The sequence below is a fragment of the Streptomyces sp. NPDC110618 genome, assembly GCF_055657065.1.
In genome coordinates this window covers 419,603-433,388 of the sequence record NZ_JBVKBN010000003.1, presented here as the reverse complement: position 1 = coordinate 433,388, position 13,786 = coordinate 419,603, and the positions used below count along the sequence as shown (strand labels likewise).

Genomic DNA, 13,786 nt, shown 5'->3' with positions numbered 1-13,786 from the left:
GGTCGGCGGCCCGGCGGTGCAGAACCGTCTCTTCTGTGGTGTCACGGCAACTCCAACGGGAGAACCGCGCCGAGGTGGCGACGTGGCCGACGGGAGTACACAACGCGGCTATCTTTCGCACGTACATACGACCCCGTGGTTGCGGTTACGCTGGGTTGATGATCGAGAATCTTCCGCCCTGTCCCCAGTGCTCCTGCGAGTACACCTACGAGATGAACGCCCTGGTCGTGTGCCCCGAGTGCGGCCACGAGTGGGTGCCCGCCGAGGGCGAGGCCGACACTGCGGGTGAGCGCGTGGTCAAGGACTCCGTGGGCAATGTGCTCCAGGACGGCGACTCCGTGGTCGTCGTCAAGGCGCTCAAGGTCAAGGGCAGCCCCTCGGGCATCAAGGCCGGGACCAAGGTGCGCAACATCCGCCTCGTCGACGGTGTCGACGGACACGACATCGACTGCAAGATCGAGGGCTTCGGTGCCATGCAGCTGAAGTCCAGCGTGGTCAAGAAGGCCTGATCCGGTAGACCGTCCGGGGGATCGGGGCGGCCGTGTCCTGCGGAATTGCAAAATTTCGCAATTGGTTAGATGCTGTGTTGGCTGTGCTCGCAGGTAGCCGCGAGCACAGCTTTTCGCGTACGCCCCGACGACGGGGCCACCACAGCAGGGAACCGAGGGGTCGTGTCCGTGCCGCAGCGGATCAACACAATCTGGGCCCGGATCGCGGCACTCTTGCCCGGTCGCGAGGACCTGGCGTACGTGCGCCGGGATCCGCGCCGCGATCTGCTGGCCGGTATGACCGTGGCGATCGTGGCGCTGCCGCTCGCGCTGGGCTTCGGAGTCTCCTCCGGCCTCGGCGCGGAGGCGGGGCTGGCGACCGCGGTGATCGCCGGAGCGCTCGCCGCCGTGTTCGGCGGATCGAATCTGCAGGTGTCGGGTCCGACCGGCGCCATGACGGTCGTGCTGGTGCCGATCGTGGCCGAGCACGGACCCTCCGGCGTCCTCACGGTCGGCCTGCTGGCCGGTGTGATGCTCGTCGCACTCGCCGTGCTCCGTGCCGGACGCTGGATGCGGTACGTCCCCGCTCCCGTCGTCGAGGGCTTCACTCTCGGCATCGCCTGTGTGATCGGCCTCCAGCAGCTCCCGAACGCCCTGGGCGTGCCCACCCCCGAGGGTGAGCGCGTCCTGCAGGTCAGCTGGGAGGCGTTCGAGGAGTTCGTCCAGCACCCGAACTGGACCGCGCTGGGGCTCTCCCTCGGTGTCGCGGCGCTCATGCTGGCCGGGGCGCGCTGGCGGCCGACCGTGCCGTTCTCGATCATCGCCGTCGTCGTCGCCACGGTCGTCGCCCAGCTGGCCGACCTCGACGACGCCGAGCCGATCGGCGACCTGCCCGCCGGGCTGCCCGCGCCCTCGCTGGGCTTCCTCGACCTCGGCTCGCTCGGCACCCTGCTCGCCCCGGCCGTGGCGGTCGCCGCACTGGCCGCGCTGGAGTCGCTGCTGTCCGCGTCCGTCGCCGACGGCATGACCGTGGGCCAGTCCCACGACCCGGACCGGGAACTGTTCGGCCAGGGCCTGGCCAACATCGCCTCCCCGTTGTTCGGCGGCGTGCCCGCCACCGGAGCCATAGCCCGTACGGCCGTCAACGTGCGCACCGGCGCCGGGTCCCGGCTCGCCGCCCTCACCCACGCCGCGGTCCTCGCCGTGATCGTCTTCGCCGCCGCGCCCCTGGTCGAGCGCATCCCGCTCGCGGCGCTGGCCGGTGTGCTGCTGGCGACCGCGGTCCGCATGGTCGAGGTCGGCTCCCTGCGGGCGATGGCCAAGGCCACCCGCTCCGACGCGCTCATCCTCGTCCTGACCGCCGCCGCCACCCTGGCCCTGGACCTCGTCTACGCCGTGGTCATCGGCCTGGCCGTGGCCGGCGCCCTCGCCCTGCGCGCCGTGGCCAAGCAGGCCCGCCTGGACCAGGTGGAGCTGGACCGCGGCGACCACAGCGCCGAGGAGCACGCCCTGCTCGCGGAGCACATCGTCGCCTACCGCATCGACGGCCCGCTGTTCTTCGCCGCCGCCCACCGCTTCCTGCTGGAACTGACCGAGGTCGCCGACGTCCGGGTGGTGATCCTGCGTATGTCGCGGGTGTCGACCATGGACGCCACCGGCGCCCTCGTCCTGAAGGACGCGGTGGAGAAGCTCCGGCGGCGCGGCATCCTCGTCCTGGCCTCCGGTATCCGGGCGGGCCAGCGGCAGGTCCTTAACTCCGTGGGCGCGCTGGACCTGCTCACGCACGGGGAGGCGGAGTACGCCACCACACCCGACGCGATCCGGGCGGCCCGCGCGCACCTGGAGTCGACCGGGGTGCTGCCCGCCCGCTCGGAGGCGTGATCCATGACCACCGGGCTGGAAACCCTGCCGTGGCGGCATGTGCTCACCCTGCCCACCGAGCCGGCCGCCGTGCGGATCGCCCGGCAGACGGCCGAGCTGGTGCTGGTCGAGTGGGGCATCGGCGTACGCCACCCCGCCGCGGACCCCGCGCTGCTCATCCTGAGCGAGCTGGTGACCAACAGCGTCCGGCACGCCGCCGAGCTCTCCCCGACGCTGACGGTCGTCTACGCGGCCGGCCCGGACTGTCTGGTCCTCGCCGTCCATGACCGCCACCCCTACCGGCCCTCGATGTGCGGACCCCTCCCCGAGGACGGCCGCGGGATTGGTACCGTCCGGGAACTCGTCCGCACCCTGGGCGGAACCGCGGTGGTCCGCGCGGACTCGGACGGCCGCGGCAAGAGCGTGTGGATCACGCTGCCGCTGTGAGTCCGGTGACAGAACGGCCGACGAGGCGCCCTGGCTCCCCGGCTGACCTCAGGAATTGCTAAAGTTGGCAACTCCTGAGGTCACATCGCCGGTGCCACAGGCGAGGATCGGAGAGGTGGCACGGTGAGTACGCCGCTGTATCAACTGAAGGCCGAGTTCTTCAAGACGCTCGGCCATCCGGCCCGGATCCGGGTGCTGGAGTTGCTCAGCGAGCGTGAGCACGCGGTGTCCGAGATGCTGCCCCAGGTGGGCATCGAGCCCGCGCACCTGTCCCAGCAGCTGGCCGTGCTGCGCCGGGCGAACCTCGTGGTGACCCGCAAGGAGGGCTCCACGGTGTACTACTCCCTCACCAGCCCCCACGTCGCCGAACTGCTCCGCATCGCCCGGACCATCCTCTCCGGCGTCCTGGCGGGCCAGGCCGAACTCCTCGCCGACCTGCAGGCGGCCCAGGGGGAGCCGAAGCGGTAGCCGTCGGCGCCGCGCGTGCGTGCAGCCCAAAGCGGCGGCACTGCGTTTCCACACGGTCAGGGCGGTCGTAGAACTGTCCATTTCTGGCCGAACTCTGTCTTGTGATCGTGTTCGACGCCCCCTTGCGAAGCGCTATTTAGGTTAGGCTAACCTTTGTTGTATGCGATCAGGTGAAGAGATCCCCGCGGCCTCCCATGCCCGCGGTCATGAACTGTCGGCCACCGGCGTCACCGTGGCCTACGACGGCACGGACGTCGTCCATGACGCCTCGGTGACCCTGCGGCCGGGCGAGGTGACCGTGCTCGTGGGGCCCAACGGCAGCGGCAAGTCGACGCTCCTGCGCACCATCGCGCGACTCCAGCGGCCCAGGACCGCCACGCTGGAGATCGACGACGCGGACGCCCTCGCGCTGAGCCCCCGTCAGTTCTCGCGTCTGGTGGCCCTGCTGACACAGGGTCGGCCCACACCCACCGGGCTGACCGTGCGCGAGGTAGTCGAGTTCGGGCGCTACCCCTACCGGGGCCGCTGGGGCAGGGCCGACCCGGACGGACCGGCCGCCGTCGACCGCGCGCTCGCCTTCACCGGCGTCGCCGAACTCGCCGACCGGGGCGCCGAACACCTCTCCGGCGGCCAGCTCCAGCGGGTCTGGCTCGCGAGCTGCCTCGCCCAGGAGACCGGCGTCCTGCTCCTCGACGAACCCACCACCTACCTCGACCTGCGCTACCAGATCGAACTCCTCGACCTGGTACGCGACCTGGCGGACGACCACGGCATCGCGGTCGGCGCCGTCCTGCACGACCTGGACCAGGCCGCGGCCCTCGCCGACCGCATCGTGCTGCTGCACGAGGGCCGCATCGTCGCGGACGGCCTCCCCGAGGACGTCCTCACCGCCCAGCGGCTGACCGACACCTACGGCATCCGCATCGAAGTCGACACCGACCCCCTCACGGGCCGGCTGCGCACCCGCGCGATCGGCCGGCACCACACGCGCACCGAAAGGCTCAGCACACCCTCATGAGACGCCTGATGACCACCGCGGCCCTCGCCACCGCCGCGGCCCTCGCCCTGACCGCCTGCGGTACCACCGAGCCCGCCGCCGACAGCGACGACGCGAAGAAGACCACCGAGGCCATCACCCTCACCGACGCCTCCGGCAAGAAGGTCGAACTCGACGGGCCCGCCAAGAAGGTCGTCGGGACCGAGTGGCACGAGGTCGAACTGCTGGTGTCGCTGGGCGTGGACCCCGTCGGCGTCGCCGACGTCAAGGGCTACACCACCTGGGACCAGGCCGTCCCGCTGAAGAACGAGCCGAAGGACATCGGTACCCGCGGCGAGCCCAGCATGGACACCATCGCCGCCCTCAAGCCGGACCTCATCGTCGCCAGCACCGACCTGCCGCCCGCCGCGGTCAAGCAGCTGCGCGAGGTCGCCCCGGTCGTCGAGGTGCGCTCCGCCGACGCGGCCGACCCCATCGGGCAGATGAACGAGAACCTCGACCTGCTCGCCAAGGCCACCGGCACCACCGCGCAGGCCGAGAAGCTCAAGGAGGGCTTCGAGACGAAGCTCGCCGAGGGCAAGAAGGCCATCGCCGACGCCGGTCTCGCGGGCGCCAAGTACGCCTTCGCCGACGGCTACGACATCTCCAACCAGGTCTCCATCCGCCCCTACACCAGCGGTTCGCTCATCGGAGCCGTCAACGAGCGGCTCGGCCTGAAGAACGACTGGAAGGTCAAGGGCGACGAGAGCTACGGCCTCGACACCACCGACGTCGAGGGCCTCACCGAGCTCAGCGACGACGTGCGGTTCGCCTACATCGGCAACGACGGCGACAAGAGCAGCACCCCCTTCACCGACGCCCTCGCCAAGGACAAGGTGTGGACGTCGCTGCCGTTCGTGAAGAAGGGCAACGTGCACCGACTGCCCGACGGCATCTGGATGTTCGGCGGTCCCGAGTCGATGAATCAGTACATCGACTCCGTCGTCGCCGCGCTGACGAAGTAGCACCCATGGCCGTCACCGCGACACCTCCCGTCACCCGTCCCCCGGTCACCACGTCCCGGACGGGCGCGGCCGCGGTGACGGCCGCACTGGTCCTGCTGGTCGCCGCCCTCGCGGTCGTCGACATCACGCAGGGCACCGCGGCGGTCGGCGCGGCCGAGGTGTGGAAGGCGTTCACCGGGCAGGCCGACCCCGGTGACGCCTCCGTCGTCATCGCCTCCCGGCTGCCGAGGATGACCGCCGGAATCCTCGTCGGCGCCATGCTCGGCATCGCGGGCGCCGCCCTCCAGGCGGTCAGCCGTAACGTCCTGGCCTCGCCCGACACCCTTGCCGTCAACGCCGGTTCGTACCTCGCCCTCGGCCTGGTCGCCGTCACCGGCGTCTCCCTGCCGCTGTTCGCCTCCTCCGCGGTCGCGCTCGTCGGCGCCCTCGCCGCGGCGACTGTCGTGCTCGGGCTGTCCGGCCTCGGCGCCGGAACCGTACGCCTGGTGCTCGCGGGCACCGCGCTGATGCTCGGCCTGAACGCCGTCACCGAGGGGCTGCTCCTGCTGTTCCCCGAGGAGACCCACGGGCTCTACCAGTGGAACCAGGGCAGCATCGGCCAGAACGGCTTCGACGGCGTGCTGCACATGGCGCCCCTCGGCGTCATCGGCCTGGTCGGGCTGCTGCTGGTCGCCCGCCGGGTCGACGCGCTGGCCCTCGGCGACGACACGGCGCGGGGGCTCGGCGTGCCGGTGCGCGCCACCCGCGTCACGGCCGTCGTGCTGGCGGCGCTGCTGTCGGCGGCGTCCGTCACGCTGGCCGGACCCATCGGCTTCGTCGGCCTGTGCGCGCCCGCCCTCGTACGCTTCCTCGCCCGCCGGGTACGGGCCTTCACCCGCACCCGGGCCGGCCTTCCCCTCACCGGCCTGACCGGCGCGGCCCTCGTCCTCGGCTCGGACGTGCTCCTACGGGCCCTGGTCCCCGCGGACCAGGCGGTCGCCGTCCCCACGGGCGTCGTCACCAGCCTCGTCGGCGCCGTCTTCCTCGTCGTCATGGCGGTACGGCTCAAGGACAGCGCGGCCTCGGCGGCTCCCGACCGACTGCGCATCCGCAGCCGAACGGTGTTCCTCACCGTCACCGCGGTCCTGGTGACCGTGCTGATCGGCGTGGCCATCGCCGCCGTACTCCTGGGCGACGCCAAGCTGTTGCTCGGGGACGTCGTCAACTGGGCGCAGGGCAGGGCCGGTCGGACCGTCTCCTTCGTCCTGGACACCCGGGTGCCCCGCGTGCTGGCCGCGCTGCTCGCCGGGGCCGCGCTCGCCCTGTCCGGCACGCTCATCCAGGCGGTCACCCGCAACCCGCTCGCCGAACCCGCCGTGCTCGGCGTCTCCGGCGGGGCCGCGCTGGGCGCCGTACTCCTGGTGACCACCACGCCGCTCGCCGGATCGTGGAGCCTGGCGGGCGCGGCCTTCGCGGGAGCCGCGGTCAGCTCCGTCATCGTCTTCGGTCTCGCCGCGCGGGGCGGCTTCCAGCAGAACCGGCTGGTGCTGGTCGGCATCGGCGTCGCCACCGCGGCGACGGCCCTGATCAGTCTCCTGATCGTCCTCACGGACCCGTTCAACGCGGTCAAGGCCCTTACCTGGCTGTCCGGTTCGACGTACGGGCGGACCATGCCGGACGTCGTGCCGCTGGCAGTCGTCGTGGTGGTCGGCGCGGTCGTGGCGGGAGCCCGGCGTGCGGAACTCGACCTCGTCTCCCTCGACGAGGACACCCCGCGCCTGCTCGGGATGGACCTGGCCCGGGCGCGGCTCGGTTTCCTGGTGCTGGGTGTGGTGCTGAGCGCCACCGCGGTGGCCGCCGCGGGCACGATCGGCTTCGTCGGCCTGGTCGCCCCGCACGCGGCCCGTGCCCTGGTGGGGCGCCCGCACACCCGCGTCGTCCCGGTGGCCATGCTGCTCGGTGCGGCCCTGGTGTGCACGGCGGACCTGCTGGGGCGCACGGTGATCGCGCCCGCGCAGTTGGGCGCCGGGATGGTGACGGCGGTGATCGGGACGCCGTACTTCCTGTATCTGCTGGTGCGCAGTCGGCGGTAGACGGAGCGCGGGTGCGCCGATGGGACCGGGGAAGCCGGTCCGATCGGCGCATTGTCAAGTGAGAGGGGTGTCCTCCCGCCGGTGCAGCCTGCGCCGGGCCACCAGTTCCACCGTCAGGGCCACCGAGACCGCCTCCACCGCCAGGAGCGCGATGAGGACGAAGACCTGGACCGTGCCCGCCTGAATCGGTGACGCCCCAGCCAGGAGCATGCCCACGAAGGCGCCGGGGAGGGTGACCAGGCCCACCGTGCGGGTCTGGTCCAGCGCGGGCAGCAGGGCGTCCGAGGCGGCACCGCGGGCGACTTCGAGGTGGGCCTCGCGGTCCGGGAGCCCCAGGGACAGGGCCGCCTCGACCTCGCCGTGGCGTGCGGTGACCTCGTCCAGGGCGCGCCGGCCGGCCAGTACCGTCGCGGTCAGGGCGCCGCCGATGAGGATGCCGCTCACCGGGACGATGGCGATGCCGGGCACGGTGAGCAGGCCGGTCAGCACCAGGGCGGTGATGACCGGCGCCACCGGGACCGCGATCGGCAGCGCCGCCCACCACCAGGTTCCGTTGCCGGTGATCCGCCGTCCCGCCGTGCGGGTGGCGACGGCGGACATCAGCAGCAGGAACCCGATCAGGCCCGCGGTGCGGTGCACGGCCCAGCCGATCACCAGGGACACCGCGGCCAGTTGCAGGGCCGCCCGCACGCCTGCCGTCACGACCTCGCGGGCACGTCCGTACGACTCGTCCGGCGCGAGCCGGAAGAGGGCCGTCACGGCGGTGGCCGTGAGCAGCAGGACGACGAGGGCGACGGCGAGCGTGGCGTTGACGGGCAGCAGGGTGTCGGCCGCCAGCGGGAGCACGGGCTACCGCGCGGCGGTGCTCGCGTTCCGGCTGAGGAGCGAGGCGCTGATCTCCCCGGCGCGTACGGCGGTCGTGGACAACAGGGTCGAGGTGAGGCCGTGGGTGTGCTCGGTGCCGCCCTGGAGGTAGATGGCCGCCCGCACGTGCGCCGCGGTCTCCACCCGGTGGTCGCGACCGATCCTCAGCTGGTCCTCCTCGTCGCGCAGGCAGAGCTTGGCGATCTCCCTGAGGTTGTCGCCGAGGCCCCTGGGCTGGTAGCCGGTCGCGTAGACGACCAAGTCGCAGTCGAGGAGCTGCTGTTCACCGGTCGGCAGGAACTCCACCGTCACCTTCACGCCGTCCGCGTGCTCGGCGACCTCGCGCAGCCGGGAGACGTTCATCATCCGCAGCCGCTGCCTGCCCTGCACCTTCTCCTGGTACATCGTGCGCGACAGGGACTCGATCAAGTCGATGTCCACCACGGAGTAGTTGGTGCCCCGGTGGTAGTCGTACAGGGATCGTTTCACCTGCGGCGGGGCCTCGAAGAACAGGTCCACGGCCTCGGGGTCGAAGATCCGGTTGGCGAACGGACTGTCATCGGCCGGTGTGTAGCCGTACTTGGCGAACACCGAGCAGATCTCGGCCTCGGGGAAGGTCCGGTGCAGATAGTCGACGGCCTCCGCGGCGCTCTGCCCGGCGCCGAGGACGACCGCTCGGCGGACGGGCCTGCCGGACCGTACGCGCTCCTCCACGCGGGACAGCAACTCGCTGTTGTGCCAGGCGCGTTCGGAGAAAATCGCGCCGGGCGGCAGGTGGGGTTCGAGACCCGTCGCCACGCACAGCGTGCGGGTCCGGCGTACCGTCAGCCGCTCCGGGGCGGCCGGATCGCGGCTGGCGACGTCGAACCAGCGGACCTCGCCGTCCTGCGTCACCGGCTTCACGGAGACCACGTCGGCCCCGTACTCCACGAGGTGGTCCACGCGGGCCGCCGCCCACTCGAAGTAGTCGTGGAACTCGATACGCAAGGGGAACAGTGTCTTCTGATTGAGGAAGTCCACCAGCCGCCCGCGCTCGCGCAGATAGCACAGGAAGCTGAAGTCGCTGGTGGGGTCACGCATCGTCACCAAGTCCTTGAGGAAGGACACTTGCATGGTGGCGTCGTCGATCAGCATGCCGCGATGCCAGCCGAACCGCGGCTGCCGCTCCAGGAACTGGACGCGCAATCCGTCCCCTTGGTGAGGGCCGGCGCCCTGCTCGTGCAGCGCGATCGCGAGGGCGAGGTGTGAGGGGCCGAAGCCGATACCCAGAACGTCGTGGATGGAGTCCGGTTCACTGTGCAGCGTGGTCACCGCGTCATCGCCTCCTGTAGGGGGGAGTTCGCAGCACCCTCAAATGAGGTCGACAGTCTCCCCCGAGCACCCACATGCTAGATAAGGTAAGCCTTACCTAGCAATGGCTGAGGAGGGCATACATGCGGGTCGTCATGTTCGGTTACCAGACCTGGGGACACCGGACGCTACAGGCTCTGCTGGACTCCGAGCACGAAGTGGTCCTGGTCGTCACCCATCCCAAGAGCGACCACGTCTACGAGAGGATCTGGTCCGACTCCGTCGCCGAACTCGCCGAACAGCACGGCGTACCCGTGCTGTTGCGCAACCGGCCCGGCGACGACGAACTGCTGCGCGCGCTCAAGGACGCCGCGCCGGACATCATCGTCGCGAACAACTGGCGCACCTGGCTGCCCGCCGAGATCTTCGACCTGCCGCCGCACGGCACGCTGAACATCCATGACTCGCTGCTGCCCTCGTACGCCGGCTTCTCACCGCTGATCTGGGCGCTCATCAACGGCGAGAAGCAGGTCGGGGTCACCGCCCACCGGATGGACGCCGACCTCGACATGGGCGACATCCTGCTCCAGCGCGCGGTGCCGGTCGGACCCACCGACACGGCAACGGACCTGTTCCACCGCACCGTTGACCTGATCGGGCCGGTGGTCCGCGAGTCGCTGGACCTGATCGCCTCCGGGCGGGCCGTGTGGATCCCGCAGGACCGCACCCGGTCCAGCTTCTTCCACAAGCGGTCCCTGGAGGACAGCCGGATCGACTGGAGCTGGCCCGCCGAGGACCTGGAACGGCTGGTGCGGGCCCAGTCCGATCCGTACCCGAACGCCTTCACGCACTACCGGGGCGAGCGGATACGGATCATCAAGTCGGCGGTGTCCCAAGGACGTTACGGCGGCACACCGGGCCGGATCTTCATCCGTGAGGGCGACGGCGTGGTCATCGTGGCCGGGGCCGAAGCGCGCTCGGGGAAGCTGCCGGGGCTGGTGGTGCAGCGCGTACGCACCGAGGACGGCACGGAGTACGACGCCACGGACTACTTCCGCACGATGGGGGGCTACTTGACGCCCCATCCGTGATCGGCCGCACGCGGGACCGGTCAGGCGCCGGGGGCGCCCACCGGTTCCGCGTCTTCGATCCCCTCGTGGTGCCGTCCCATCGGAATCACCATGGGGGTGCCGGAAACCGGGTCCGTGCCCACCACGCACCGCAGCCCGAAGACCTCCTCCACCGCCTCGGCGGTCACCACATCGGCCGGGGCGCCCTCCGCGACGATGCGGCCCGCCTTCATCGCGACGATGTGATCCGCGTACCGGCAGGCCTGGTTGAGGTCGTGCAGCACCATCACGACCGTGCGGCCCTGATGGCGGTTGAGGTCGGTGACGAGGTCCAGTACGTCGATCTGGTGGGCCAGGTCGAGGTAGGTCGTCGGCTCGTCCAGGAGCATCACCGGGGTGCCCTGCGCGACCGCCATCGCGATCCACGCCCGCTGCCGCTGCCCGCCGGAGAGTTCGTCCACCGCGCGGTGTGCGAGGTCGGTCATGCCGGTGGCGCGCAGCGCCTCGTGCACGGCCTCCTCGTCGGCCGAGGACCACTGCCGCCACCAGGTCTGGTGCGGTGAACGGCCGCGCCCCACAAGGTCGACGACGGTCAGGCCCTCGGGCGCGACCGGGGTCTGCGGCAGGATGCCGAGGCGCTGGGCGAGGGTGCGGGTCGGGATGGCGTGGATGGACCGGCCGTCCAGGTGCACCGCGCCGGACTTCGGGGGCAGCAGCCGGGCGAGCGCGCGCAGCAGGGTGGACTTGCCGCAGGCGTTGGCCCCGACGATCACGGTGATCCTGCCGGTCGGCACCACCAGGTCGAGGTCTTCCACGACCACGCGGTCGTCGTACGCCAGCCGCAGGCGCTCGGCGCGCAGTTCGGGGCCGGCGGTGGGTGCGGTCTCGGTCTTCGACACGGTGTCAGCCTCCTGAACCGGCGCGGTTGGCGCGGACGAGCAGCCAGAGCAGAACGGGCGCGCCGAGCACACCCGTGACGATCCCGACCGGAAGTTCCGTGTCCGGGACGAGTTTGCGGGCGGCGAGATCGGACCCCAGCACCATCACGGCGCCGGTCAGCCCGGCGCCGACCGGGGGCGGGAAAGCCGTGCCGGCCAGGCGCTGGGCGACCTGGGGCGCGGCGAGGGCGACGAACGCCACCGGGCCGGCGGTCGCGGTGCCGAAGGCCACCAGGCCCACGGCGGCGAGGAGCACGGCGACGCGGACCGTCTGCACGCGGGTGCCGAGGCCCCGGGCCACGTCGTCGCCCAGCTCCAGCGTCCGCATCAGCCGTCCGAGCAGCAGCGCGGGGGGCAGTAGCAGGACCAGCGCCCAGCCGAGCGGGGTGATCTGCTCCCAGGTACGGCCGTTGAGGTTGCCCACCAGCCAGCCCAGCGCGGCCTGCGCCTGGAAGCGCTGGCCCCGGGCCATCAGGTAGTCGGTGGCGCTGGTGCAGATCCAGGCGACGCCCACGCCGACCAGGACGATGCGGTAGCCGCTGGTGCCGCGCTTCCAGGCCAGGACGTACACCAGGAGCGCCGCCGTCAGCGCGCCCAGCAGACCGAGCGCCTGCGTGCTCAGCCCGCCGTCCCAGCCCAGCACGATCCCGGCCACCACGGCGGTACCGGCGCCCTGGGTGATGCCCATCATGTCGGGGCTGGCCAGCGGGTTGCGGGTCATGGTCTGCAGCAGCGCGCCCGAGACGCCGAAGGCGATGCCCACGAGAGCACCCCCGAGGGCGCGGGGCAGCCGCAGCTCGTGCACGATCAGCTCGGTGGCCGGATCCGAGGCCCCCACCAGCGCCTTCATCACGTCCGTCAGCGGCAGCGCGATGTCCCCGACCGAGGTCTCCACGGCGAACAGCAGGAACGCGGCGGCGGCGAGCCCCAGGCAGACGGCCACGAGCCGGGGCCGCACCAGCCCGGACACCGGCGGCACCGACAGCCGGAACGGCACCCGCCCTCCCGTACGCCGGGCCACTGGCTTCACAGCGCCCTTGCGTCCCGGACCGGACGCGAGATCAGTCGTCATGGGTCACAGCTCCGGGGGGTGCGGGGTCGGCGCGGTGGGTCGTCATGCTCACAGCTCCGCGAGTCGTCGGCGGCGGACCAGCGCGATGAAGAACGGGCCGCCGAGGAAGGCGACGAGGATGCCCGCCTGGATCTCCGTGGGCCTGGCCAGGAGGCGGCCGGCGATGTCCGCGGCGAGGAGGAGGCAGGGGGCCAGGACGGCCGACAGCGGCAGCAGCCAGCGGTGGTCGGGGCCGATACCGGCGTACTGGGCCAGGACCCGGGCGATGTGCGGGACGACCAGGCCGACGAAGACGACCGGCCCGATGACGGCGACCGCGCCGCCCGTGAGCAGGGTGACGGCGACCACCCCCTGGACGCGGACCAGGCCGACCTTGAGCCCGAGCGAGCGGGCCACGTCGTCACCGAGGGCGAGGCGGTTCAGAGCGGGGGCGCAGGCCAGGGCGAGGAGGGCGCCGACGCCGAGGAACGGCAGGACGCGTACCAGGACTTCCTGCTCCTGGTTGGCGAGGGAACCCGCCGACCAGAAGCGGTAGCGGTTCAGGGCGTCCGGGTCGGTCAGCGCGACGGCGCTGGTCAGGGAGAACAGCAGCGAGGTCACCGCGACCCCGGCCAGGGCCAGCTTCACCGGGGTGGTGCCCGAACGGCCCAGCCCGCCCAGCAGATAGACCAGCACGCTCGCGGCCATGGCCCCGGCGAACGCGAACCAGATGTAGCCGTACACCGAGCCGATGCCGAGGACACCGACCGACAGCACCACCGCGAACGCCGCGCCCGCGCTGACCCCGAGGATGCCCGGGTCGGCCAGCGGATTGCGGGTGAGAGCCTGCATCAGCGCGCCCGACAGGCCGAGCGCGGCGCCGGTGGCGAGGCCGAGGGCGGTCCGGGGCAGCCGTACCGACCAGATGACGTTGTCCACACGCTGGTTGGGCGGGTCGCCGAGGAGGGTGTGCCAGACCTGGTCGAGGGGCACGCCGAGCGCTCCGTAGGCCATCGACAGGCCGCACAAGGCCAGCAGCGCCGCGCCGGAGAGCGCGAGCAGGAGTACCGCGCGGGGGCCTTTCGCCGCCCGGACCGCCGAGGTCCCCACGTCAACTTCCTTCGGTCAGCCTTGCCTAACAAACAGGACCATAGGGGGAGTTGGGCCCCGGTCCCATCCCCTTGTCGAAATATGTGTGCGTGCTTTGAATTAGGTAACCCTTACCTTACTATGGCGC

Annotated in this window: 13 protein-coding genes; 8 read left to right on the top strand and 5 right to left on the bottom strand. The window is 71.5% G+C overall.

Going from position 1 to position 13,786, the window contains the following annotated elements; translation table 11 throughout:
- The first annotated feature begins 158 nt into the window (after positions 1-158).
- From ACZ7L7_RS08440 to ACZ7L7_RS08410, 7 genes are all read left to right on the top strand, one after another.
- On the top strand, positions 159-509 hold the full coding sequence (locus tag ACZ7L7_RS08440) for a zinc ribbon domain-containing protein YjdM (RefSeq protein ID WP_285512380.1): 351 nt from the start codon (positions 159-161) through the stop codon (positions 507-509).
- Positions 510-677: 168 nt separating this feature from the next.
- The gene (locus tag ACZ7L7_RS08435; protein ID WP_471430120.1) at positions 678-2,369 is read left to right on the top strand and encodes a SulP family inorganic anion transporter; all 1,692 of its coding nucleotides are present in this window, start codon (positions 678-680) and stop codon (positions 2,367-2,369) included.
- 3 nt (positions 2,370-2,372) lie between these two features.
- Positions 2,373-2,795, top strand: a complete 423-nt coding sequence (locus ACZ7L7_RS08430) for an ATP-binding protein (RefSeq protein WP_453602573.1) — start codon at positions 2,373-2,375, stop codon at positions 2,793-2,795.
- A 123-nt stretch (positions 2,796-2,918) separates the two neighbouring features.
- Positions 2,919-3,263, top strand: a complete 345-nt coding sequence (locus ACZ7L7_RS08425) for an ArsR/SmtB family transcription factor (RefSeq protein WP_453602575.1) — start codon at positions 2,919-2,921, stop codon at positions 3,261-3,263.
- A gap of 160 nt (positions 3,264-3,423) precedes the next feature.
- The gene (locus tag ACZ7L7_RS08420; RefSeq protein ID WP_471591848.1) at positions 3,424-4,281 is read left to right on the top strand and encodes an ABC transporter ATP-binding protein; all 858 of its coding nucleotides are present in this window, start codon (positions 3,424-3,426) and stop codon (positions 4,279-4,281) included.
- Complete coding sequence (locus tag ACZ7L7_RS08415) at positions 4,278-5,264, top strand: iron-siderophore ABC transporter substrate-binding protein (protein ID WP_472075340.1); 987 nt, start codon at positions 4,278-4,280, stop codon at positions 5,262-5,264. The genes ACZ7L7_RS08420 and ACZ7L7_RS08415 overlap by 4 nt, the downstream gene beginning before the upstream one ends.
- A 5-nt stretch (positions 5,265-5,269) precedes the next feature.
- Positions 5,270-7,336, top strand: a complete 2,067-nt coding sequence (locus ACZ7L7_RS08410) for an iron ABC transporter permease (protein WP_453602580.1) — start codon at positions 5,270-5,272, stop codon at positions 7,334-7,336.
- A gap of 54 nt (positions 7,337-7,390) precedes the next feature.
- Here the strand turns inward: ACZ7L7_RS08410 and ACZ7L7_RS08405 are convergent, their stop codons facing one another.
- Both ACZ7L7_RS08405 and ACZ7L7_RS08400 read right to left on the bottom strand, forming a co-directional pair.
- Entirely contained in the window at positions 7,391-8,182 is a 792-nt protein-coding gene (locus ACZ7L7_RS08405; protein WP_472075338.1) for an ABC transporter permease, read from the bottom strand.
- A 3-nt stretch (positions 8,183-8,185) separates the two neighbouring features.
- Positions 8,186-9,511: a lysine N(6)-hydroxylase/L-ornithine N(5)-oxygenase family protein gene (locus ACZ7L7_RS08400; RefSeq protein WP_285512375.1), complete on the bottom strand. Its 1,326-nt coding sequence runs from the start codon at positions 9,509-9,511 to the stop codon at positions 8,186-8,188.
- A gap of 122 nt (positions 9,512-9,633) precedes the next feature.
- On the opposite strand from ACZ7L7_RS08400, the gene ACZ7L7_RS08395 reads away from it, so the two are divergent.
- Positions 9,634-10,581 carry a methionyl-tRNA formyltransferase gene (locus ACZ7L7_RS08395; RefSeq protein WP_285512374.1) on the top strand — a complete coding sequence of 316 codons (948 nt, stop codon included), beginning with the start codon at positions 9,634-9,636 and terminating at the stop codon, positions 10,579-10,581.
- Between the two features lie 20 nt (positions 10,582-10,601).
- Here the strand turns inward: ACZ7L7_RS08395 and ACZ7L7_RS08390 are convergent, their stop codons facing one another.
- From ACZ7L7_RS08390 to ACZ7L7_RS08380, 3 genes are read right to left on the bottom strand one after another with little or no spacing between them, the layout of a single operon-like run.
- Positions 10,602-11,459 (bottom strand): ABC transporter ATP-binding protein, encoded by an 858-nt coding sequence (locus tag ACZ7L7_RS08390; RefSeq protein ID WP_285512373.1) that lies wholly within the window; start codon positions 11,457-11,459, stop codon positions 10,602-10,604.
- Positions 11,460-11,463: 4 nt separating this feature from the next.
- On the bottom strand, positions 11,464-12,570 hold the full coding sequence (locus tag ACZ7L7_RS08385; RefSeq protein WP_472075336.1) for a FecCD family ABC transporter permease: 1,107 nt from the start codon (positions 12,568-12,570) through the stop codon (positions 11,464-11,466).
- A gap of 48 nt (positions 12,571-12,618) precedes the next feature.
- A complete protein-coding gene (locus ACZ7L7_RS08380; protein WP_285512371.1) occupies positions 12,619-13,659 on the bottom strand; it encodes a FecCD family ABC transporter permease in 1,041 nt (346 codons plus the stop codon).
- Between the last annotated feature and the right edge of the window lie 127 nt (positions 13,660-13,786).